General features: G+C 58.2%; 15 protein-coding genes and 2 pseudogenes. 11 read left to right on the forward strand and 6 right to left on the reverse strand.

Features of this window, described 5'->3' with window-relative positions; all coding sequences use genetic code 11:
- Positions 1-222: 222 nt before the first annotated feature.
- Both P6U16_RS24355 and P6U16_RS24360 read left to right on the forward strand, forming a co-directional pair.
- A complete protein-coding gene (locus tag P6U16_RS24355; RefSeq protein ID WP_277704049.1) occupies positions 223-507 on the forward strand; it encodes an exopolysaccharide production repressor protein in 285 nt (94 codons plus the stop codon).
- A 177-nt stretch (positions 508-684) separates the two neighbouring features.
- The gene (locus tag P6U16_RS24360; RefSeq protein WP_277704050.1) at positions 685-1,707 is read left to right on the forward strand and encodes a glycosyltransferase family 2 protein; all 1,023 of its coding nucleotides are present in this window, start codon (positions 685-687) and stop codon (positions 1,705-1,707) included.
- Positions 1,708-1,729: 22 nt separating this feature from the next.
- On the opposite strand, the gene P6U16_RS24365 is transcribed toward P6U16_RS24360, so the two are convergent.
- Complete coding sequence (locus tag P6U16_RS24365) at positions 1,730-2,680, reverse strand: polysaccharide pyruvyl transferase family protein (protein WP_277704051.1); 951 nt, start codon at positions 2,678-2,680, stop codon at positions 1,730-1,732.
- Positions 2,681-2,781: 101 nt separating this feature from the next.
- Positions 2,782-3,741, reverse strand: coding sequence for a glycosyltransferase family 2 protein (locus P6U16_RS24370; protein WP_277704052.1), 960 nt, complete (start codon positions 3,739-3,741; stop codon positions 2,782-2,784).
- A 169-nt stretch (positions 3,742-3,910) separates the two neighbouring features.
- Between P6U16_RS24370 and P6U16_RS24375 the strand changes: the two are divergent.
- The 8 genes and pseudogenes from P6U16_RS24375 to P6U16_RS24410 all read left to right on the forward strand — a co-directional run bounded on the left by P6U16_RS24375 (position 3,911) and on the right by P6U16_RS24410 (position 14,310).
- Positions 3,911-5,385 (forward strand): annotated as a pseudogene (locus P6U16_RS24375) (lipopolysaccharide biosynthesis protein).
- 436 nt (positions 5,386-5,821) lie between these two features.
- Positions 5,822-6,943 (forward strand): acyltransferase, encoded by a 1,122-nt coding sequence (locus tag P6U16_RS24380; protein ID WP_277704053.1) that lies wholly within the window; start codon positions 5,822-5,824, stop codon positions 6,941-6,943.
- The gene (locus tag P6U16_RS24385; RefSeq protein ID WP_277704054.1) at positions 6,940-7,725 is read left to right on the forward strand and encodes a glycoside hydrolase family 16 protein; all 786 of its coding nucleotides are present in this window, start codon (positions 6,940-6,942) and stop codon (positions 7,723-7,725) included. Before P6U16_RS24380 ends, P6U16_RS24385 begins: the two co-directional genes overlap by 4 nt.
- A gap of 73 nt (positions 7,726-7,798) precedes the next feature.
- On the forward strand, positions 7,799-9,001 hold the full coding sequence (locus P6U16_RS24390) for a glycosyltransferase (protein WP_277704055.1): 1,203 nt from the start codon (positions 7,799-7,801) through the stop codon (positions 8,999-9,001).
- On the forward strand, positions 8,998-9,996 hold the full coding sequence (locus P6U16_RS24395; RefSeq protein ID WP_277704056.1) for a glycosyltransferase family 2 protein: 999 nt from the start codon (positions 8,998-9,000) through the stop codon (positions 9,994-9,996). The genes P6U16_RS24390 and P6U16_RS24395 overlap by 4 nt, the downstream gene beginning before the upstream one ends.
- Before the next feature lie 8 nt (positions 9,997-10,004).
- The gene (locus P6U16_RS24400) at positions 10,005-10,940 is read left to right on the forward strand and encodes a glycosyltransferase family 2 protein (protein WP_277704057.1); all 936 of its coding nucleotides are present in this window, start codon (positions 10,005-10,007) and stop codon (positions 10,938-10,940) included.
- On the forward strand, positions 10,940-11,977 hold the full coding sequence (locus P6U16_RS24405) for a glycosyltransferase family 2 protein (protein ID WP_277704058.1): 1,038 nt from the start codon (positions 10,940-10,942) through the stop codon (positions 11,975-11,977). The genes P6U16_RS24400 and P6U16_RS24405 overlap by 1 nt, the downstream gene beginning before the upstream one ends.
- A gap of 8 nt (positions 11,978-11,985) precedes the next feature.
- Positions 11,986-14,310: a polysaccharide biosynthesis tyrosine autokinase gene (locus P6U16_RS24410; protein ID WP_277704059.1), complete on the forward strand. Its 2,325-nt coding sequence runs from the start codon at positions 11,986-11,988 to the stop codon at positions 14,308-14,310.
- A gap of 841 nt (positions 14,311-15,151) precedes the next feature.
- Here P6U16_RS24410 and P6U16_RS24415 read toward each other — a convergent pair.
- The 4 genes and pseudogenes from P6U16_RS24415 to P6U16_RS24430 all read right to left on the reverse strand — a co-directional run bounded on the left by P6U16_RS24415 (position 15,152) and on the right by P6U16_RS24430 (position 20,988).
- Positions 15,152-16,165 carry an acyltransferase gene (locus P6U16_RS24415; protein WP_277704060.1) on the reverse strand — a complete coding sequence of 338 codons (1,014 nt, stop codon included), beginning with the start codon at positions 16,163-16,165 and terminating at the stop codon, positions 15,152-15,154.
- Positions 16,166-16,220: 55 nt separating this feature from the next.
- A complete protein-coding gene (locus P6U16_RS24420; RefSeq protein ID WP_277704061.1) occupies positions 16,221-17,474 on the reverse strand; it encodes an O-antigen ligase in 1,254 nt (417 codons plus the stop codon).
- 710 nt (positions 17,475-18,184) lie between these two features.
- The gene (locus tag P6U16_RS24425; protein WP_277704062.1) at positions 18,185-18,913 is read right to left on the reverse strand and encodes a metallophosphoesterase family protein; all 729 of its coding nucleotides are present in this window, start codon (positions 18,911-18,913) and stop codon (positions 18,185-18,187) included.
- A 361-nt stretch (positions 18,914-19,274) separates the two neighbouring features.
- Positions 19,275-20,988, reverse strand: a pseudogene (locus P6U16_RS24430) (ParB N-terminal domain-containing protein).
- A 319-nt stretch (positions 20,989-21,307) separates the two neighbouring features.
- On the opposite strand from P6U16_RS24430, the gene ligD reads away from it, so the two are divergent.
- Positions 21,308-22,354 carry a non-homologous end-joining DNA ligase gene (gene ligD, locus P6U16_RS24435; protein ID WP_277704063.1) on the forward strand — a complete coding sequence of 349 codons (1,047 nt, stop codon included), beginning with the start codon at positions 21,308-21,310 and terminating at the stop codon, positions 22,352-22,354.
- Positions 22,355-22,518 lie beyond the last annotated feature (164 nt).

Below are 22,518 nucleotides of genomic sequence, written 5' to 3' on the forward strand. Positions count from 1 at the left end.
CGTTCAACAGCGTCAAAATCCCATTTCGCCGCCAAGTCTAAAGATGGCGTTAGGCCGCGCCTAAGAACTGACGTGATATTGGAACGTAATCAAATCGGAACATAGTGGGGCTTGGGCAGTTGAACCCTGACACCACGTTCGATATGTTAAGAAAATCCTAAGAGGAGAGGATCCCTTTTCCATGCCGGCTGGAGTTCAAGATACAGTTCTGGAGGCGTGTTGATGTTTGCGCCGCGGGTTTTCGTGAGCATCATCAGCGTTCTCGTTGTTTTTGCCGCTGTCACTTTCTTCCTGACCGGCTCAGCCTGGACAACAATATGGCAAACGCTTGCCTGTGCTGTGTTGATCCAGATCGGATACTTCATCGGGGTGATGATCCTTGTTGCAAAGACCAACAAGGACAGGCTTCAGGCGGCGCAACTCCAGAAGGCGGCCGCGCCTGCCGCTGAAGAAAAGGACGCAAAGGCGATTCGCGTTCAAACGCCTCCCCGTCATTTCAACACCTGATGCCCGCTGCCCGTGTCATGTTGCGCCACATGCCGACATCGGATCTCCGCAACTTAAAAACCTTCGCAGTTGCAGCATAAGACTTGCAGCCTCGGAGCGATCGACCTACGTCTGCACGAGATATCCGAGTGTTTCGAACCGGCCTTGGTTTCGGGACAACCAGACAGGAGCACGATCGTGGAACAGGACAACCATGTCTGCGTGGTCATTGCCGCGAAAAATGCCGGCGACACGATCGCCCGGGCAATCCGATCATCGCTGAACCAGGTGGAGACCACCGAGGTCTTGGTGATCGACGACGGCTCCAGCGACGGGACGGCGAAAATTTCCCGCGGCGCAGATGACGGGACTGGCCGCCTGCGTGTTCTCAGCTTCGAGACGAACAGGGGGCCGGCGGCGGCGCGAAATCATGCGATTGCTCAATCCAAATCGCCCATTATTGCCATCCTCGATGCGGATGATTTCTTCTTTCCGGACAGGTTGAAAAACCTCCTTGCTCAGAAGGACTGGGATTTCATCGCCGACAATATCGCTTTCGTGGACGAGGAAAAGGCTGCCGATGCCCACCTCCGTCTGGATGCTTTTCCGCCTGCCCCGCGCAAACTGACGCTCAGCGAGTTTATCCAGGGCAACATTTCGAAACGCGGTGTCCGCCGGGGCGAGATCGGTTTTCTCAAACCGTTGATGCGGCGTTCCTTCCTCGATCGGCATGACCTGCGCTACCGTGACGAGCTGCGGCTGGGAGAGGATTATGACCTCTATGCCCGCGCCCTGACGAAGGGCGCCCACTACAAGATCATTCACAGCTGCGGTTATGGTGCGGTGGTACGCGGCAACTCGCTCAGCGGCAGCCATCGAACAATCGACCTGAAGCGCCTTTTCGAGGCGGACAAGGCCATGCTCGCGCAAGGCGGTCTTGCACCGGAAGTTCGTAAACTGATTTCGCAGCACGAACGCCACATTCGTGGACGGTATGAACTGAGGGAATTCCTGGACATCAAAAGCGAAGCCGGATCAATGGCCGCGCTTGGCCATGTCGCTCGCAGGCCGATAGCGATCCCCGCCATTGTCAGCGGAATATGGAACGATAAAACCGAGCGCTTTCGTTCCAGAAGCGCTGAGGCTCCGATGGGCCTTGGAGGCGACGGCGCCTTGCGCTATTTGCTTCAGCCGCCATCAAGCAGCTCTCGACCGGCATGATGGCGGATAAAGAACCGCGCGATCAGAAATAATCGCGGCGCACGCTGTCGATCACATGCAAGAACTGATCCTTGCGGTCTGAAAGGACGTGATCTTCGCTCAGTTGCGCGGTCGCACGCATCGCCTGCCAAAGGGAGAGTGCAGAAGGAGCCGCCAGAAGCTGCTTTGCAGCGGCGCGCAGCGAGGTCTGTTTTGGCTCATGCACGGCCACAATGAAATTGCCGTCAATCTGGCGCTTGTTCGGGTCCTCAACGGCAGGCTTGTTCGTATCGAAATCGACTCCCCAAAACCGCGCGCCCTTGATGATCGCCTCGGCTCTGCTGGACACCGGAACATGGCGCGGGCGGTAGGTTACACCGACGGTCTGTGCCCAGTCAGTCCACTTGAAGCTGTTGATACTGCTCGAGGTGGTCACCGAAATCCAGGGGACACGGAACGCATCGGCGAGAATAGCGCCATGCATGGATTCCGCGACGATCAATTCCGACTGGGCGATCTGGCGGATGACATCCCTGGCTTCTCCGCGCGGATCGATGTAGTTCAGGCCAACCATCTGGCAGACTGCCGGCCACATGCCGGCAATGGCCGATTCCCAATGCGGGACGAAACTCTTCTTGTGAACCTTCGGCAGGTTCTTGAACTCAGGCATTTCGGCGACCATGACGGCGGGATCTATGATTCCAAGTTTGGCATCGACGCCCACCTTTTGGGCGGTTAAAGGGCCGCGAACGCAGCGAATGTCCCATTCCGCACTATTGCTCATGTCAGGCAGCGAGCCGTAACCGAAGCCGGAGCCGAGCACCAGCTTGTGCCGGCCTTCCGGCAAAAGCGCGCGGTTGAGCACGGTGCCAACGCCAACCAGCAGGGTCTCTGGATGAACGTCTCGAAATCCCGGGATTAAAAAATCCCAGAGCCAAAGGTTGAGGTCGTCGCCAAAATTTCCGTGCTCCGACTCCCAGTAGTATGGGTCCATGACCATCTCCTGCCTGCGTTACGGAAGGCTTCTCAAGGGTGATCTGCATCAGCGATCACGCGCTTCAATCGGTGTGGCAAAAAATGCTGCACCTGCTAAGGCTAGCGGGATAGTTTGCTCACGGCAAGCTGGAACGCGCTCTGCAACAGTCTTGGGTCACGCCAGATCCAGCGCGCCAGCAGGTTGAGTTGCGGCATTTTTCGGCGCTTCATTCGCCTTGCCTGGCTCCAGAGCGCCTGCCGGCGCGCCGTGTGTTTGTAGGAATGGATAGACGCGATTTCAGTCGGCTTGCGCGAAAAACGCCCTTCCAATGTGTCGAGGGCGACCCAGGTGTTGAACTGTTGCGAAAGAAATTGAGGCGAATCATTGTCGATGCTGTGGAAGATATTGACGCCTTCGCCCCGTACGGCGCCAGGCTCGTTGCACAGCACGATCCGCTGGGCTGCGATGGCACAATCGCAGAAGAACAACACGTCTTCCGCCGCCAGCCGCAGCTCGGCCTCAAAACGCACTTTCGCAACAAGCCGCCTGCCAAGCACCATGCAGGACAGGTGGAGGAAGCTCCAGTTTCGAAGCATGACCTGCGGGAAATCCGGAACCTCAAGCACCAGCGGCGTTTCCGACAGGCGGATCACCGTCTCGGTTTTCTCCAGTTCGGCCATGCCGAAATGGTAATAGAATGCATCGCCACCCGTTATCGACGCCCAATAGCAGTCCGACCCGAAGCGGGTCATCGTCTCATGCGCGTTGTGGAGATGGTTCGGGGTCCAGAGATCGTCCGAATCCAGAAAAGCAACAAATTCGGTCTGCACCGACACGTTGTCGAGGCCGGTATTTCTGGCGCCGCCTGGTCCGGCATTGGGCTGTTTGATCACCCTGATGCGCGCCCGCTCTTCCTCGGACAATCCGTCCAGATCGCTTTCAATCGGAAACGGCGACTCGTCATCAACGATGACGACATCGAAATCCTGATGGGTTTGCGCGAACACGGACGTCAGCGCTCTTTCCAGGATTCCTGCCTGTTTCTGGTAATAAGGAATGATAACCGTAAACTTTGCCATCTTTTCGCCCCTGCGGTTTCTCTAGAAGATGTCCCTGATTTCCTCCCTCGGAAAGCGGCTCGTCTGTCGAGGAGTTGCGCTCCCTGGGGAGCCGCCTCAGTCATTTTGAGCCTCGTGCCCAAGCGTCCTGCCTCCCGATGATCCTCCAATTGCCTACTGGATGTACGCCATGCCCCCTACAGTTAACGTCAAATCCGTTACGAGCAATGTCGGTTGGAGCGTTTTATCCAAGACAAGTACATTCGGGCTTAAGTTTGTCACTGTGCCAATTCTGGCCCGCATCCTCACGCCGGAAGAGTTTGGGGCGGTCGCGGTCGCCCTGACAGTCGTGCAGTTTCTGGCGATGATCGGCAGCGCGGGATTGACCTCGGCACTGGTGATTCAGCGGGAAGAGGAGATGGAAACCGTGCATTCCGTCTTTTGGGCAAACCTTGCGATTTCCTGCCTGATGGCGCTGGGTCTCTTCATCTGGGCTGATTTCTTTGCAACGCTTCTCGGCGCTCCGGAAGCGGCTTACCTTTGAAAGTCATGAGCTTTCTCATACCGCTGCAACTCGGCGGAGATGTCGCCTATTCGCTGCTTGCCCGGCGGATGAATTTTTCCAAGGACGCCGTCTGGTCGATGATATCCGAATCGCTCGGGGCTGTGGTCGCCGTCGTTCTGGCGCTCCTCGGGTGGGGTGTCTGGGCGTTGATGGCGCAACTGTTCATGTCAGCGCTGGTACGCCTGTGCGGCCTGTATGCCGTATCGCGTTACATACCGCGTCTCGTCTTTCATCCTCGGCGTGTTTTGGGACTGAGCCGTTTCAGCCTTGGCATGATGGGGTCCGAACTCGCGAATTTCATCACCTTCCAGTCGCCGATGGTCATCATTTCCCGGTATCTCGGTCTTGCCGACGCCGGTGCCTATTCGGCGGCCAACCGTTTTGCCAGCATTCCAAACCAGGTGGTTCTGTCTGCGGTCATGGGGGTTCTGTTTCCCGCCTTCAGCGGTATGGTGCACGACAAGGAACGCCGGTCACAGGCGTTGATGTTCAGCACCCAGGTGACGACCGTGCTTCTGGCGCCGATGATGTTCGGTATCTGGGCATTGGCGGAACCGGCCATGCGCGTCCTCTTCGGGCCGCAATGGGCCTATGCCTGGCCGGTGCTTGGGTTGCTTGCGCTCTCCAAGGGCATTCTTACACCCTGCAGCACGTTCATTCCCTATCTCAAGGGTGTCGGGCACGGTCGCGCGCTGTTCTGGTCGGCGACCATCCGTGCTATCGCGACCTGCGCTGCCGTCGCCTATGGCGCAAACACGGGCTCTCTCATCGACGCCATGGTCTGGCTGTGCATCGTCAACGCCGTCACGCTTGTCGGCTATTCCTGGGCGGTATTCCGGGCCGACGGGACGCCGTTCTTCAAGGGTCTCTATGTCAGCAGCCGGCCCATGCTGGCGGCGCTGGTAATGGCGCTTGTCGTCCGCTTCCTGCTCAATAGCTGGGGCTGGATGATGCCAAACCAAGCACTGCAGATCCTCGTGGGCGCGGCCGTCGGCGGGATAATCTACGGCCTGCTGATCCTCCTCTCGGAACGAGATCTTCTGCGCAAAATCTATACGCTCATCAAAAACAGGCGCAAAAACCGCACCGTGGAACCATGAGCGGAATGACACTTCGGCAGCCGGGCCGATGCGCCTTCTTTCGGTACAGACTGTCGCTAGGTGATACAACCTCATAAACCTTTGCGTGCAATAGCGCCCCGTTTCCAAAAAATCCGGAACGCCGTGTGACGCGTTCTCGTTTTCATCGGAATATTCCCACCTTCTGTAAGGCCCTGTGACTAAGGAGATTCTCTCCAGAGCTAGGCAAAGGAACAACTTTGTGAAGCGCTTGATTGCCTCATGCTCGCTCGCGTGCATTGCAGCAAATCGCGCATTTTTTGCTGCATCGCCATATTTTTTGGTCGGTCTGCTCTATCTTCGAGATCGCAGACTGAAATCTGCTCTGGTTGAACCGGCTGCTTGGGGGAGACAGCAGCCCAAACAGAGGATCTTGTCTTTGACTATCGACGCTCATACATCGGCGCGGATCAATCTGATGCGCATCTTGCTCATCTCGGGTATCGTCTTCGTGCACGTTCCCCACGATCCACAGACAAGCCCGTTTACAGGGGACAACGGATTCCTCGACTGGATTCGCGTTTTTCTGGGCGACAGCCTTTTTCGCGTCGGGGTCCCGTGCCTCAGTGCCATTTCCGGCTATCTTCTGTTTCGCCGCGGGCTCGACGCCTTCGACTATGGAAAAACCATACGCTCTAAGGCGCGGACGGTTCTCCTGCCGTTCCTGATCTGGAACCTGACCTTTCTCCTTCTCGTACTCGTTGCGCAGCGCAGCGGCATTGGCTTCGGCTACCTGCCGGATACACTCAACGCGACGCCGCGCGACCTGGCGACGCTGGCCACTGCCATCGAGGCGGCGCCGATCAACATCCCCCTCTACTTCCTGCGCGATCTGCTGTTGTGCATCCTGCTATCACCCCTTCTTGCCGTCTTGATCAAGCGGTTCCCGCTTGTGACCCTGAGCTTGTTCTTGATCTACGTGGTCTTTCCCGTTCCAAACGGCATCTTCCTTAAGAAGTCCATCCTGTTCGGGTTCAGTTGCGGCATCTATGTGAGCCTTCACAAGGTCGATGTTCGGGCGCTCGACGCCTTCGCCGGCCGGATTGGGGCAATGTTCCTGGCGGCAGCGGTCATACTGGCGACGCTCCTTTACTGGACCGGCCCGGATTACCCCGTCTGGGTGGATATCCTGCGCAGCCTGGTGGCTCTCTGCGGCATCATCGGCTCGTGGGCAATCTCTCTGCTGCTCATCCGCTCAAGCCTAGGGATACGCCTGTCGAAGCTTGAGGGCCTGAGCTTCTGGATATTCTGCGCGCATTATCCGCTGCTGATCCTCTTCTGGATGGTCTGGAACCGCGCGGGAGATGCCGATTTCTATCCGCTCTTTTATTTTTCGGCGCCAATCCTCGCCCTTGTCATCCTGACGGTGACCCATAGCGCGGCGCGGGGCCTTGTTCCTCGGCTCCATGCTGTCCTGACGGGCAGCCGTGTTGGCAGCAAGGCAACGCAAACACCGGCACGCACGGTGTCTCCGCCGCGGGGTTCCGCTGACAAGGATTGGCAAGGCCCCTACCCTGCAAAGAAAGAGATTACCCGATGACCAACATACCCGTCATGTCGCTTGCGACCGTGCTTGTTTTTTCCGCCACTTTGCAGGTGCCTGCATTCGCCACGGATGCCGCACAGTCCGGCACATCCTTCGTGGAGAACTTCGACAAGATCGATCAGGAGGTCTGGTACATCTCGGACGGCTGGGACAATGGCGGCCACCAGAACTGCACCTGGTCGAAAACGCAGGCTACGGTTCAGAATGGCCTGCTGGAGCTGACGTACGAACAACGCAAGGCCGGCAAGCGCGACTATGTCTGCGGCGAGATCCAGACCCGCAAACGCTTCGGCTTCGGCACGTATGAAGCCCGGATCAAGACAGCCGAAGGCTCGGGGCTGAATTCAGCCTTCTTCACCTATATCGGGCCGACCGACAAGAAGCCTCATGACGAGATCGATTTCGAGGTGCTTGGCAAGGATTCCGGCAAGGTCCAGGTGAACCAGTATGTTTCCGGCAAGGGTGGAAACGAAAAACTGGTCGATGTTGGGGGCGACGCAAGCGCTGGCTTCAACGACTATGCCTTCGTCTGGCAACAGGGACGGCTGCGCTACTATCTCAACGGTGTCCTCGTCCAGGATGTTACCGATCCCGCCAAGATCCCGGTCAATGCGCAAAAGATCTTCTTCAGCCTCTGGGGGACGGACACTTTAAGCGGCTGGATGGGGAAGTTTGATTACAAGGGGCCGGCGACGATGCAGATCGACCGTATCGCGTTCACGGCACCAGGCGACAAATGCATGTTTCCTAAATCCGTCACCTGCACGCTGAACTGAGGTTTGATCGCGTCGGTCCGCACAAATGCAACGAGGCGCGTGGTCAAACCGAGCACGAGAACGGGATGTCTTTATGTTAGAAGTTCTTTACCTGGCCCATGATCTGGCCGACCCGGCCATCAGGCGAAGAGCGCTGATGCTGGAGGCTGGGGGCGCAGACGTGACCATTGCCGGGTTCCGCCGGGGTGCGTCCGCGCCTAAGGACACCAGCGCGATCGAACTCGGTGTCACGCGGGACGGACGGTTTGCTCAGCGGATCGCCGCCGTGGCAAAGAGCGCCTTGCTGCTGCGTGGAAAGCTGCGTGGCGCGAGCAAACCTGACGTCATCATCGCGCGAAATCTCGAAATGCTGGCCCTTGCCAACAGGGCGAATGCACTTTTCGGGGGCAAGGTGCCGATCGTCTACGAATGCCTCGACATTCACCGCTTGCTGCTGCGCCGGGATCTCGTCGGCCGCATGCTGCGTGGCGCCGAGCGCTTCCTGGGACGCAGGATCAGTCTGCTGGTGACGAGTTCGCCGGCGTTCATCGAGAATTATTTCCGCCCTCTGTCGCGCCTTGAAGCGCCGATACTGCTTCTGGAAAACCAGGTTATTGCGCTCGATGACGACAGTACGAAAGAGCCGCTTGCCGCCCGTCCGCCACTGCCCGGCCAGCCGTTCAAGATCGGCTGGTTCGGCGCCTTGCGCTGCCGCAAATCGCTCCAGTTGCTGGCCGATTTCAGCCGGGCCATGAACGGAAAATTCGAGATCGTCCTGAGGGGACGTCCAGCCTATTCGGAATTCGAGGACTTTGACGGCTTCGTCAAGAACCAGCCGTTCATGACCTACCACGGACCGTATCGAAACCCGGAAGATCTCGCCGATATCTACAACGACGTGCAGTTTTCCTGGACCATCGATTTCTTCGAGGAAGGCCTCAACTCGAGCTGGCTACTGCCGAACCGGCTTTACGAGGGATGCCGCTACGGCGCGGTCCCTATTGCCATGCAGGGCACGGAAACAGCGCGGTACAGCGGCGCCAGGAATATCGGGCTATTGCTTGAGCATGCCGATACCGAAGCGCTCGGCACACTCCTGTCTACCATGACGGCGGAGCGCTACGGCTTGGAATTCGACCGGGTCGTGGCGATGGACCCGAGAACCTGGACCTTCAACCGGGCGGATGCGCGAGCGCTCGTCAAGCGACTGTCGGACTTGCGCGCGCAGGTCACGGCGTCCAGCGCCACCATGCAGGACCTTCATCGGACACAGAGCAACAAGGGTGGATTGTTATGAGTGCCATTGATCTGAAGCATGACCGCTGCCTTATCGTCATACCCTGCCTAAACGAGGCGGGGCATATCGAAACCCTGATCGCAAAGCTCGACGGTGCCTTGCGGGATCTGGATGCCGACATCGTGGTTGCCGACGGCGGCAGCACAGACGGTACGCGCGCTATCGTCCAACGGATCGCAAGCTTGAACAGCAAGGTTTCGCTGCTCGACAATCCGAAGAAGATCCAGAGCGCCGCCATTAATCTCGCCGTCGCAACGCTTGGCGGCGACTACGAGTACCTGATCCGCATCGATGCCCATGGCGAATATCCTTCGGACTACTGCCAGCGGCTGATGGAAGACGCCATTGCGAGGGGTGCAGATTCCGTCGTGGTCGCGATGCAAACCGTGGGCTTTTCCACATTCCAGAAGGCCACGGCTTACGCGCAGAATTCAAAGCTCGGCAACGGCGGATCAAAGCACCGCACGGGCTCCGTCGGTCACTGGGCCGATCATGGTCACCATGCGCTGATGCGCATCTCGGCCTTCCGGGCGATCGGCGGCTATGACGAGATTTTCAGCCATAACGAGGATGCCGAGTTTGACTATCGCCTAAATAAGGCCGGCTATCGCATCTGGATGACCGATAAGACGAGCATGATCTATTATCCCCGCAGTACGCCTGGCGCCCTGTTCAGTCAGTATTTCAGCTATGGTCGCGGGCGGGCGAAGAATTTCATGAAGCACCGTTCAATGCCCAGTCTGCGCCAGATGCTGCCCTTAGCGGTTGCTCCGGTCGCTGTCGGCGCGCTGCTTGCGATCATCAGCTGGGCCGCCGCTATTCCGATCGGGCTCTGGGCATTTGCATGTCTTGCATATGGTGTCTGGATGGCGCTTGGCGAGAAGAACCCTTATGGGCCGCTGGCCGCCGTCTCGGCGATGCTCATGCATTTCGCCTGGTCCGCCGGGTTCTGGCGGGAACTGCTCGATGTCCGAAACCGCCGGGTGACGTCATGAGGACCTGTTTGAAAAGCAAGGACGATCGTATCCTGATCGATATCGGCGTGTGCACCTACCGGCGCCCGGAGCTGGAGCGGACGCTGCGCTCGCTTGCCATCCTTGATCTCCCGGCCGATGTGGAGTTGCGAATCATCGTTGCCGACAACGACACCATACCCAGCGCCGCTCAAAGGATCGAGGAATTGCGGGCCTTGCTGCCGCACGAAATCCTCTATGTGCATTGTCCCTCCTCCAATATTTCGATCGCACGCAATGCCTGCCTCGAGAATGCCAAAGGTGATTTTCTTGCTTTCATCGACGACGACGAAACGGCGAGCCCCGGCTGGATTGAGAATCTGTTAAAGACGGCGGAGGCGACGGCAGCGGATGCAGTCCTGGGGCCGGTAAAGGCCATCTATGGCCCGGATGCGCCGCGCTGGATGAAACGGGGTGATTTCCATTCCACCGTCCCTGTCTGGGTCGCTGGAGAGATCGTTACCGGATATACATGCAACGTGTTGCTGCGCCTAGACGCCCGCTCGATTGCCGGAAGGCGCTTCAACCTCGCGCTCGGCCGCAGCGGCGGCGAAGATACCGAATTCTTCTCGCACATGTATGAAAGCGGCGGCAAGATCGCCTATGCCGCCAGCGCCTGGGTCGAAGAGCCCGTGCCCAACCAGCGGGCCGCGTTTGCATGGCTTGCCAAACGCAAATTCCGGTTCGGGCAGACGCATGGCCGGCTTATCGCCGACCAAGCCACGGCGGGGCGCAGGACAACACAACTGGCCCTGGCCGCAGCGAAATGCGGCTTTTGCGCCGTGGCGAGCCTCCTCTTCCTGTTTTCGCCGGAGCGGCGAAACAGGTATGTGCTGCGTGGTTCGCTGCATGCCGGGGTCATCGTCGGCCTTCTCGGTGTTCGCGAGATCGAGCAGTATGGGGCAACGGAGGTACGGTCATCCTGATGCACCATAATCCGCAAGCGACATTCATTCTCGCAGCCTACAACGCGGAGGAAACGATTGCCCGCGCCATCGACAGCGCCCTGGCCCAGACTGGCGTCAGCGTCGAGGTCGTCGTCGTCGACGATTGCTCTTCGGACCGCACAACCGACATCGTCGCGGCCTATTCCGATCCCCGCGTCAAACTTGTCCGCCAAGAACAGAACCGGGGGCCTGGCGGCGCGCGCAATGCCGGGCTTGCCGCCGCACGCGGAGACTGGATTGTCATTCTTGATGCCGATGATGCTGTGTCCCCGGGACGCACCGCGCGGATGATGGCACGCGCAAGGGTCGCTGATGCACAGATCGTCGTTGATAATCTGGACGTTATTCGGCTCGACGGCGCCAGGAAGTATATGTTTGACGAGGCGCATCTTACGGCCGTCGGAACGCTGACCCTTGCCGCCTTCATCGACTCGAATGTGTTGTTTCAGACAGAGCACAATTACGGATACATGAAGCCGATCTTCGAGCGCCGTTTTCTTGACGAGCACAGCTTGCGCTATGATGAAACGCTGCCGATCGGAGAAGATTATCTGCTGCTGGTATCCGCGCTCGCAAAGGGCGGTCGATGTGCTATCGAGCCCACCGTCGGGTACACCTACTATGTCCGCAGTGGCTCCATTTCCCGCGTTCTCAAGCTCGAGCACGTGGATGCGATGCTCGCTGGAGATGCGCGCTTCACCAAAGACAACCAACTGGACACAGCATCGATGACGGCTCAAAAACGTCGCCATCGCAGCATCGTGATTGCCCGGTCGTTCGTAATCCTGGTCGATCAGCTCAAGGCGGGTTCGGTTTCAGGCGCGATTAGAACCGCCTGGAAAAATCCGGCGGCGGTCCGCCATCTCAGCATGCCGATAAGCGTCCGGCTGCGACGGATGATGGCTCCGTTGAGCGCAATCAACATCTTCGGCAAAAGCTCCAGAACGATAAGCAGAACCGCGACATCCCCGGAAACGTCGGAAGTCAAGCAGCATTCCCCAAGGACCGGGAGATAAAGCGGCCCATGAACCAAAGACCCCTTCCACTGAACACCGTTTCATCGATCCGGAGCGATGATTCCGACTCTTTCATAGATCTCAATCGACTGATCGCGATCCTGGCCCGCAGGGCGCGCATGGCAGCAGTCTGCGTTGTCGTCTGTTTTGCGCTGGGCGGCGCGTATCTGCTTACGGCCACGCCGATTTATACGTCTCAGGCACAGATCCTGCTCGATAACAACCTGTCGAAATATGCGGAAGACTCGCCGGCGTCGCCGCAAAGCGCCCAGCAGGCAGACACGCAGATCTCCAGTGCTGTCGAAATCCTGAAGTCGGGTGAGCTTGCTTTGCGGGTAACCGATATCGAGAAGCTCAGCGAAAACGAGATCATTCTCAATCCGCCGCGATCGCTGATGTCCATTGTGAAATCGGGGGTCAGATCGCTGATTGGGGTTTTCAGCAGCAGTCCGGAGATCACTGAGGCCACCTTGAGAAACGGCAGGCGGGAGATGGCCGCCGCCTATATCCAGCAAGATTTGACGGTGGAGCGTGTGGCCAGAAGTTCCGTAATTGCGGTATCATTCAAATCGACTGACCCGCACCTCGCTGCCCGCATCACGCGCGCCTATGCCAATGCCTATCTGAGCGACCAGTTGAACGCGAATTTCGACGCGACCGAGCGCGCCTCTGTTTGGCTTCAGGAACGCCTGACCGACCTGCGCCAGCGCGCGCAGGCGGCGGCGCTCGAGGCCGAGAAGTTCAAGGCGGCAAACGGGCTGACATCCACGCGCGGTGAGCTTATGTCCGAACAACAACTGTCCGATCTGAACAGTCAGCTGATCGTTGCGCAAGCGGATAGCGCCAGCGCCTCTGCTCGCTACAGCCAATTCAAGTCGATCCTTGAGCAGGGCGCCGAAAATGCCGTCAATAATGCAACGATTTCATCCAATCAGACCGACAATAGCGTGATCCAGGATCTTCGGACACGCTATCTGGCCGTCAGCAAGCGCGAACAGGTGATCGTCCAGAATTTCGGCGCCAACCATCCTCAGGCGGTGGCCTTGCGCGCGGAAAAAACCGAACTTTCCGAACAGATATACCGGGAACTGGAGCAGTTGACGGGGAGTTACCGCAACGAGTTCGAGGTGGCGAAATCACGCGAAGCATCCTTGCGCGAAAGCATCGAGGGTGTAGTTGGGAACAATTCGCAGGCCAACCAGTCTCTCGTTCAGCTGCGAGAACTGGAACAGCGGGCGACGGCCCTGAAAACACTCTATGAATCATATCTAGGCCGCTATGAGGAAGCAGCCCAGCAGCGCTCCTTCCCGATCGCCAACGCGCGGATCATCTCTGAAGCCGGTGTGCCCATCGCGCCATCCAGCCCGAAGAAAACCATGGTGCTTGCACTTTCCATTGTGCTTGGCTTCATGACGGCTGCGGTGATTGGCGGCCTTCAGGAATTCCGCGAACGCTTTTTCCGACTGGAGGAGGACATCCGTTCAATTCTGGGACACAAGTCGCTGGGGTATCTGCCGTTCGTCGGCAAAACCACCAACTCGTTCTGGCATAAGACGCGGGGCCGGATTTCAAAGGCCGACGTGGAGGTTGCAAATGCTGATGCCGCTGTTCCGCTCACCAAAATGACGCGGATAGCGGTTGAATCTCCACGCTCGGCGTTCGCCGAGACATTGCGCAACGCAAAGCTCGCGAGTGATGTGATCCTGCAGGGACGTCCCAACCGCGTGATCGGCGTCGTCTCGGCTCTCCCGGGCGAAGGAAAATCAACTGTCGCCGCCAACTTTGCCGGCCTTCTTGCCTCCAGCGGCAAGCGGACGCTTCTCATAGATGCCGACCTGCGCAACCCGGCGATCAGCGCGATGATCTCTCCACCCCCGAAAACCGGACTGGTCGAGGCTGTCTTGGGTGAAGCCGATTGGACCTCGGGCCTTAGAGTTGATCCGCAGACGAAGCTCGCCATTTTGCCAATCGTTTCCCGCGAGCATCTTTATCACACCAACGAACTCCTAGCCTCGCAGGGGATGGAAACACTCCTCGGCAATGCCCGCAAGGTATTCGATTACGTCATTGTCGATCTTGCGCCACTGGCGCCCGTCATCGACGCCAAGGCTTTTTCACCTTTCGCCGACGGGTTCCTGATGGTCGTTGAATGGGGCAAAACACCGACGCGCCTCGTCCGTGACGTGCTACAGTCCGACCCGCTCTTCAATGCTAAGATCCTCGGCGTCATGCTGAACAAGACTGATATGGACGCACTCGGGAAATACAGCGATTTCGGCGCGGCGGAAAAATACCGAAAGAGCTACGAGAAATATTACGTCGACATGCATTGAAGGTCGAGGCTGCGTGGTGCTTAGGTCCGGCGACGGATACTCGTCGATATGCTGTTTGCCAGATCGTGCAGCATATGAGCGCGAATATTGTCAATCTCCCTATGCGCGACGCCGGCCGCAAGGTTGGGGACAATGTGCACCGGGTCGTGCATGGCGGACGGGAAATCCGCCCGCGAAACCGCTGACTTTTTAGATGGCGAAGTTGATTTCGTCCTCCTTAAAATGTGGCTTTAACATTAAAAGCCTGTCGCTCCGAAGCCCTCACACCTGTCGAGAATGAAGTTTGCTTGGGGGTTTCGTTGGAATGCGCGGAGACATGCAGGGTATTCGGAGCCTGGCGCGTAAATCAATGATCTCCCAGTTCCGACGGCCGACCGTCTTCTGGAAGCCGCTAGTAGGCGGGGCAGACGCCCTTGCCGTCGGGCCTGTCGGCGCGGATATCAAAATAGCCGTAGGTTTATACGAAGGACAAATACTCTTCAGCATTCCGGATTAAAAGCACACCAACGACTTCCCCCACGGACTGACACAGGCGTCTTTTGGGCTGTGATCGTTAACACGCCGTTGCTGATCGCAAACGGGCGTCCAATGTCGGCGCATAGGACGGATTGACGTACCATTGAAGCTCGCTGTTATCCGGCGGGCCATGCCTTTTCCCGCCCCCAGCAGATCGCGCGCTCCTGCGCCCCGTGGTTGAGACGTTCGTCGAAGGATGTGGACTACGCGACAAACGCTTTCACGCAATGCACGGCGCGATTTCCGGTAATCCGCGCCCATTTGTTAAAGGCGCTAACCCGTCGCGTTTTAGGAAATGCCAAGTTGGATGATGCGGGACAGTTGATTATGCCTCACTCGGCGGCGCAGCACTTGAGCGCGGGGAGATTGCTGGAAACCGGAGGCGCTTGACCAAAGGTTGCTCGATCAACAGGTAAGCAACCGAACCCGAAACGATCCCTCCAACAACGGCAACCGGGAAGGTGATACCGGAGGCGAGGCCCAGGGTGATGGCGGCTTTTGCGATGACCGAAATTGCAAATGTGTGCCAGAGATAGATCGAATAGGAGGCATTTCCCAGGAAGGCCGGCAACTTCCACGGATGAACACGTCCCGCCGCTTCAAGAGAAAGGGTTCCGACGACAAGAGCTGCCGCGAGCGGTCCGCAATTGAATTCGCTAAACGGCAGCCGGAAGACCTGCAGCACAAAAAAGCCAGCCAGGGCAAGGAGAATGAGCGCCAAGCCAACGTCATGACGCGGCATGAGACCTTTGAGCCAGAGTTTTCCGATCACCATGCCGACAACGAATTCCAGCATAATCGGTCTGGTATAGGTCACGAACGGTGGAATGTCAGAGCCGACCAACGCCCCCAGCAGGACCAGCATCATGAAGACCAGCGCGACGGCGATCAATCGCATGTTAGCCCGGAGAAAAAGCGAGGACGCGAAGACGAGATAAAAGAACATCTCGTAATTCAGCGTCCAGCCCTGCACTAAGACCGGCCAGAGTTCACCGCTGCTGGGCGACCGCGCAGGAACGAAAAACAGTGATGAGAGGATATGTTGCGTCGTCAGCACGAGATTTGGGAAGAGCCCGAAAGCCGCCCCCACGATCATCACAGCCGTGGCGAGCCAATAGACAGGAATGATCCGCAATGCCCTCTCAGCCAGGAACCTGCCCGGCGATAGGGCCCGGCGATCACTGATCACCCACATGATAAAGCCGCTTATAATGAAGAACACATCGACGCCGGCTGCACCGATGGCGAAATGATAACCGGTCTTCTCAGCGGCGTGAAAGAAAACGACGGCGAGCGCCGCGAAAGCGCGCAGATATTGGATTCCGTAGATGGTCTTCATTGCGCCTCGCCTATCTGTGAAAGCTCTCGCAAATCGCCTTTATTATGTTGTGCCATCAACGGGCACCTGCCTGAAAACAGACGTCATCAAACGAAGAGCGGGGCGCCGCGACCGTCAGCCTGCCCGCGGAAAAATAAAGGAGGAAGGAGCCAATGTGATAGGGATTGAGAATGTCGACTTCGACGAAAGCGCGCATAAAAAGAAGGATGGCTACGCCGAATAGAACTGAGGCCTCAATTGAGAGATCCTGCGATAGAAACCGCACCAGATGGCCAAACATTGTGATCAGCAGGACAGAGCACAGCAGGAAAAGACCGACGATGCCCGTTTCGACCACGGTTTCGATGAATGTGTTGTGAAAATGAAACCCGCTGCGTGAGCCGATAAAGAACTCGGTCCAAAGCCGTTCCGCCTCCGAGAAGCCTTGAACCCAATAGGCCTGGTAACCGACGCCGACGAGCGGCGCGTCCCCAGCCGCCGCGATGCCCTGCTGCCATAGGTAGGTCCGCCCGGTCAGCGTCGAATCCTTACCGAAAATTCCGAGAATGCTATCAACCGCGCCGCCGTAGAGGGCGCCGATAGCTGTGAATATTCCGATCACGATAGCCGCTAGGAACACCAGCTTGCGCTTGTGCGGTGACAGCATCGACAGCATTCTCATGCCGAGGCATATGCCGATGACTGCAACGGTCGTCAGCGCTGAGGTCGCTGACTGCGCTGCATAGAGGCAATAGCAGGCAACCACTCCAACCAATGCGGCCGGCCCAAGCCAATAGGAGCGCTCACGCGCCATGAAAAAGGTTGCAAAGGAAAAATAGACGCCGAGTGAGGCATAGAATCCGAGTTGGTTCTTGGAGGCAAAGGCACCGACGAAGCTAAATGTGCCGTCGAGCGGATCAAAATGATAGACCCCGAACAGCAGGGAAAAGACGAGAACGAGGCCGATGCCAACAATCATGCCGTGGATCAGCGTGCTGACGTTGACGAGGCGCATGGCAATCAGCGCGCAGATGATATGCGAAACATATTGCAGCCCCGCCCGCGCTGTCACTCCGGGTGCCGCTGACCAAAACAATGAGAGGCAGGCAAAAATTCCGAAGGCGAAGATCCAGCCAAACCGCCTATAATCACCTAGAACCCGGCGATAATCGATCATCACCAGAGGAAGCCAGAGGGCGTAATAGAGAAGGATGGAAACCTGACCGAAACGTGAAGAATACGCAAAGACGAACAGGGAAAGCGCAAGCGCCACCATGGCGTATAAGCCGTTGTGTTGGGGATCGATAAGGTTGGATTTCGCTATTTTCAAATTTGATCCTTGTAGCCGTCCTAGCCGATCGGTGACTTAGACAGCACATCGGCTAGCATGGTCGTTCCGTACGTCGATGCTTGGTAGATTTGGACCCCTGCGAGCCATTCACCATCCAGCACTTCGGGTCCGCACCTCGGTTCAGGACACGCCCTTTCGCCAAGCAGAGTGTGGTGCACATCATAAGGCAGGTTCTTGTGCGCCGCAACAAAATCCACCTACTCCCATATCGACTCTCCCTGCCATCTCGCAACGTCGAGATTATTGCGTGTTTTTTTGCAGAGCCTCGGGTTGAGCAATCCCCATTGTTCCAGCGAAACGACAAGCTGCGCGTAAGGAAGCGGTTTTAGACACCGTAGGTTGGAAATTATGCCAATCCTTTTCGTGCGCAAGACCGAAAGGATAGCAATCTGGGATCTCAACCTGGCTTCCGATCCGCGTTACGGGCGGTATTGGGATTTTCATCCATGATCCCCAAACCCAGCAATCGCGCGGAACGCGTGAGGAGATGCAGCCAAGGGTGCGCAATAGCGGGGTTGGTGATCATCGACGTCAAAGCCGCGTGAACAGATACAAGCCGGGAACGATTTTCTCCTTGCTTGAATTTTCTCTCATCACCGATGATCCCAGCAAAACTCGCTTTTGGGCCGGGTCGCCGAGCATGGCCATACTTGTACGCCTGAGCTCACCTCAGTAGCGGCATCTCATGGCTACAATACCGCGGCTGCTTTTGGAGTGACCTTTAGCACCGTCAGCACACCTGTTGAATAGCAGGCAGTGTCGATTCCAATTCGCCTAGTACCGAACACAGGTTCAGGAACGATCGTATGGCCATGGATAACCGTAAGCGGAAGCATTGGACCTTCGGATAGGAACGGCTCCCTGATCCACATCAGGTCATCGTCGGTCTGATTTTCCAAGACTTGGCCGGGCCGAATGCCCGCGTGAACGAAGAGATATTTTCCAATCGACAAGGCGACAGGCAGGTCCTGCAGGAAGTCTACGTGATGTTGTGGCACAGCCTCGCGCGCCGCTGCCACCAGAGCCTCCATTCCGCCAATTGACTTTAAGACATCCTGCGCATTGACACCATAAGATTGAAGGGTGGCGACGCCGCCGAAGTGCAGCCAATGTTCTCCACCTGCCCCGTCCCGGAGGAAACGCAAAAACGCATCATCGTGATTCCCGCACACCGCCAGACGTATGAGATCATCTTGCGGCGGTCGCGACAGGTGTTCAAGGACGCGAGCAGACCTTTCCCCGCGGTCGACAAAGTCACCCAGATATATGATGGTGGCTCTGTATCCAGCGGTTCGAGCATCGTCTCGGATTCGCGCTTCAGCCCCAAGGAGCTCGCCGAAGCAACCATGGATGTCACCTACGGCATAGATTGGCCCTGGGGTGGTGACAAGATTGATCCGTTTGCGCGGCGGCGTCATCGATGGGCCTGGGTGACCTAAGAACAAGCGAAGCAGTTTCCTCATAGCTAGTCTTCTAAGGGACAATTTATCGGCGGCCAACGGCCATTAATTGGTTACGTCGAGACCCACCATTGAAACAAGAGGTCTTCATCGTCCACCGTCCAAGGAAAGGGTCACATTGATCTGCGCCGGGGCCCAGGCGTCGACGCGCCTGCCGGTATCGTCGGCCGGTTCAATGTCCTAGTTCAGCCCTATGCGCCGCTTTTTCTGTGGCCATATCATCGTGGTTCTCTGCCCTGAAAAACTCCTTCTGATTGCTCGAAACGAAAACGCCGCCGGCGTGAGCCAGCGGCGTTGGTTCAGATCCTGATGCCTGGTGCTATTCGGCAGCCTCGCGGAAACCTTCGTCCGCCTCTTCCTCGGCGGCGGAATGGTCCAAAATCTCACCACCGGAAAGCTGATCTTCGAGCGTCTCGGGAACGTCGTGGGCGTCCTCCAATCCGCTGTCGACGCTGGCGTAGCGTCCTACCCAAGAGCGCACGTCATCAGTGGATGGGGGCAGCAGCGCTGCCGGATGCACCAGCTTTCCTTCGGCAAAGTGCTCGACCAGAGCCACCCGGGTGTCCTTCACCTTGATACGACCGGGCACGCCCGCCGTCTCCGCAGCAGCCTCCAGAGCATTTCGCGACAGGCACGAGAGGAAGTCTTCGGTTGCCATATTGGGCAGGAATTGATCAGCACCGATCGCATCGCCGGCAATGCGGGCGATCAGGCCGCTATTGGAGCGATTGCGCCGCAGAGACAGAACTTCGATCAACACCGAGCGTGCAGCCTGCACCAAAGTCTCGCGATCGAAGGACAGCTTGCCATCCTCGCCGATCAGCCGGGCAGCATGCGGCCCACATTTCGCATGACCATAGGGATTGTCCGATGCGCCGCTGGCGATGCTGACATTCGTGCCGGTGAAGGCCAGAATGAGCAGCGCCATCAGCGTATCGTCCTCAATCGGTGCACGGGCAAGCGCCTCGTGGAGAGCGTCGGTTTGCAAGTCGCCGATCATGTCGAAACCCTTTTGGGTCACATCGGGACGCGATTTCGGCGCCTCGACTTCCTCCACGACAGTCTCGACGCCATCGGCATCCTTGACCAGCCGGGGCTTCTTCACCTCGGGCATGCGGTAGGCAACCGACTGGACAGAGCCGTCGCGCGAGTTAATGTACCAGCCGGTCAGGTCACCCTTGCCCGGCTTGCCGTAGACCTGTTGCGCCTTCGCCGGAAGCTTGGCCTGGCCGTTTTCGTTGGCCTCGATGACCGAGCCGCGCTTGGGCAAGTTGTTGGCCAGCCATTCCTGCTGCGCCCCGAGAAACGCCTCAACATCTGTCGTATAGCGGCTGTCCTCGTCGGCGGGTGCAAACAGGTCCTCGACCCAGGTGATGCCGTAAGCCAAAGCCAGATCGTCGCCGAAGCTTGCATGTTTGGCCAGCATCCGGGTCGTGGTCAGCGCCCGGGCAACCTCCCACCACGACACCTGCGGATCCTGCTTCTTCGGCTTGTACTTTTTCCACACCTCGGCCTGCTCGTCCTGACCGGCGGCGGCGATCGTGCGCAGCTGTTGCTCGTTCGGCATGTCACCGCGCGCCATCTGGTCGAGCACGCGGGCAGGATATTGGCCAGAAGGCGGAGTTTGCGGATCTGCCGACTGGGGAGCGCCAGCGCCATGGCGATCGACTCTTCGGTCCATCCGAGAGCCACCAGCCGCTCGATGGCGCGCCATTGGTCGACAGGGTTCAGCGGTTCGCGGGCGATGTTCTCCGCAAAGGACTGCATGGCGCCGAGATCGTCGGAGGGATCGGCCAGCAGCAGGGGATTTCCAAAAGATCAGCTGCAATCGCCTGGGCCGCGCGGCGGTGACCGAAGACGATGACGTAGCTGTTTCCGCCTTCCGGATCGAGTTTGACGATCGGTGGCTGCACGACGCCGATGGCCCTGATCGATGCGCACAACAGGGCGTCGGACTGTGGCGAGGATTTCGACTGGCGGGACCGGTCAGGGTTGTCCTTCAGGCTGCGCGGATCGGCTGTAATCAACTGCATGGGAATAACCTCTTGAGCTTCGGGCGGACGGACTGTCCTTGCCTCCTCATCTTCTTTTCGAAGACATCTCCCGAACCGCAGGGCGGGCCGGCGGCTGCAATTGCGCCGGAGCAGACCTGGCTTGCGGGGGAGCGAGGCACACCTGCCTTGCGAAACAAGCTGGCCCGGTCTCGGCGACCGGCGCGATTGAGGGAACCGGCAGCCGTTGGACCGTACCTGCGAACCGGTTTCCTTCCCCTCCTTCATCCCCTCCCTCGTCGTCCTCCCTTCCATTTCCCAGCGATGTCACACGATTTTAAGCAATTGCTGAACTCTGGCCATGACAAAGCCGCCGCGCCAAAAATCCCAGCCGCTTTTGCGGGAGACGGATCTCCCGGTTCGCTCGCGACCGCGCAAACCACGCGATCCGGCCCAGCCGCAGCTTCCCTTCGACCCGATGCATGATCGCATTAAACCGTGCCTGGCGCTGTTGAAGGTAAAGCCGCCGTCGGGACCGGACTGGATCTACGAGATCAAATGGGACGGCTATCGCGTCGCGGTCCACATCGAACCAAACTCGGTGCGGATCATCACACGCGGCGGCCATGACTGGACCGACAGGTTTCCGGCAATCGCAGCCGCCGCGCGCAAGCTCGGCGTCAGGACGGCTATTCTCGATGGAGAGGCCGTCGTGCTGGATGCGCAGGGACGTTCGGATTTTGGGGCGCTGCAACGGTCACTGGGCGGACGCGGGGGCAGGAAGGCTTCAGACGAAGCGATCCTTTACGCATTCGACCTGTTGTATTTTGACGGCCATGACCTGACGAAGATGGAGTTGTCCGGACGTCGTCATCTCCTGGAAGACCTGATCGGGGAAAGCGAGGGAGTAATCCGCGTCTCGCAGGAGGTAGAAGCGGATGGCGCGACACTTCTGGAGGCCGCGCGCGAGCACGGTCTGGAAGGCGTCATCGCCAAGCACCGCGACAGCACGTATCGATCGGGCCGGCTCGGCGACTGGTTGAAGATCAAATGCATCCAGAGCGAAAGCTTTGTGATTGTCGGATACGAGCCGTCCACTGCGGCGCGCGGTGGGATTGGCAGTCTGCTGCTGGCGGCCTACCAGGGCGACGCGTTCGTCTATGTCGGTTCAGTCGGGACCGGCTTCAAGCAGAAAGACGCAATCGAACTCCGCCGGATGCTGGACACGCTGAAGACCAAGCGTGCTCCGGTTGCGGTCGATAAAAAGGGAGTCGTCTTCGTTCAACCGACTTTGATTGCCGAGATAGAATACCGCGCCTGGACCGACGATGGCAAGTTACGGCATGCCTCATACAAGGGCCTGCGGGAACTGCAGGACAACGCGGCGATCTACAAACTCGGCGACTAGCTTTCCAAGGTCTCAAAACGAAAGGGCGCTCGACCCTTTCGGGGAGCGCCCTTTCCGACCCGGACAGTTTCAAACGCGCGGCAATCGCCCCTGTGAGGCAAACCATCGAAACGGGTGATGACCAATAGATGTGCACCGCCCGACCCCGTTTCAAGTGACGGCGG

This window comes from Rhizobium sp. 32-5/1 (assembly GCF_029537235.1).
Classification (GTDB): Bacteria; Pseudomonadota; Alphaproteobacteria; order Rhizobiales; family Rhizobiaceae; genus Pararhizobium.

What these genes read in the sequence shown, in the direction of transcription:
- P6U16_RS24380 (WP_277704053.1), top strand. Translation starts at nt 5,822, where the DNA reads ATGCGCATCTTGCTCATCTCGGGTATCGTCTTCGTGCACGTTCCCCAC.
- P6U16_RS24395 (WP_277704056.1), top strand. Translation starts at nt 8,998, where the DNA reads ATGAGTGCCATTGATCTGAAGCATGACCGCTGCCTTATCGTCATACCC.
- P6U16_RS24425 (WP_277704062.1), bottom strand. Translation starts at nt 18,913, where the DNA reads ATGACGCCGCCGCGCAAACGGATCAATCTTGTCACCACCCCAGGGCCA.
- P6U16_RS24410 (WP_277704059.1), top strand. Translation starts at nt 11,986, where the DNA reads ATGAACCAAAGACCCCTTCCACTGAACACCGTTTCATCGATCCGGAGC.
- P6U16_RS24390 (WP_277704055.1), top strand. Translation starts at nt 7,799, where the DNA reads ATGTTAGAAGTTCTTTACCTGGCCCATGATCTGGCCGACCCGGCCATC.
- P6U16_RS24355 (WP_277704049.1), top strand. Translation starts at nt 223, where the DNA reads ATGTTTGCGCCGCGGGTTTTCGTGAGCATCATCAGCGTTCTCGTTGTT.
- ligD (WP_277704063.1), top strand. Translation starts at nt 21,308, where the DNA reads ATGACAAAGCCGCCGCGCCAAAAATCCCAGCCGCTTTTGCGGGAGACG.
- P6U16_RS24385 (WP_277704054.1), top strand. Translation starts at nt 6,940, where the DNA reads ATGACCAACATACCCGTCATGTCGCTTGCGACCGTGCTTGTTTTTTCC.
- P6U16_RS24370 (WP_277704052.1), bottom strand. Translation starts at nt 3,741, where the DNA reads ATGGCAAAGTTTACGGTTATCATTCCTTATTACCAGAAACAGGCAGGA.
- P6U16_RS24415 (WP_277704060.1), bottom strand. Translation starts at nt 16,165, where the DNA reads ATGAAGACCATCTACGGAATCCAATATCTGCGCGCTTTCGCGGCGCTC.
- P6U16_RS24405 (WP_277704058.1), top strand. Translation starts at nt 10,940, where the DNA reads ATGCACCATAATCCGCAAGCGACATTCATTCTCGCAGCCTACAACGCG.
- P6U16_RS24365 (WP_277704051.1), bottom strand. Translation starts at nt 2,680, where the DNA reads ATGGACCCATACTACTGGGAGTCGGAGCACGGAAATTTTGGCGACGAC.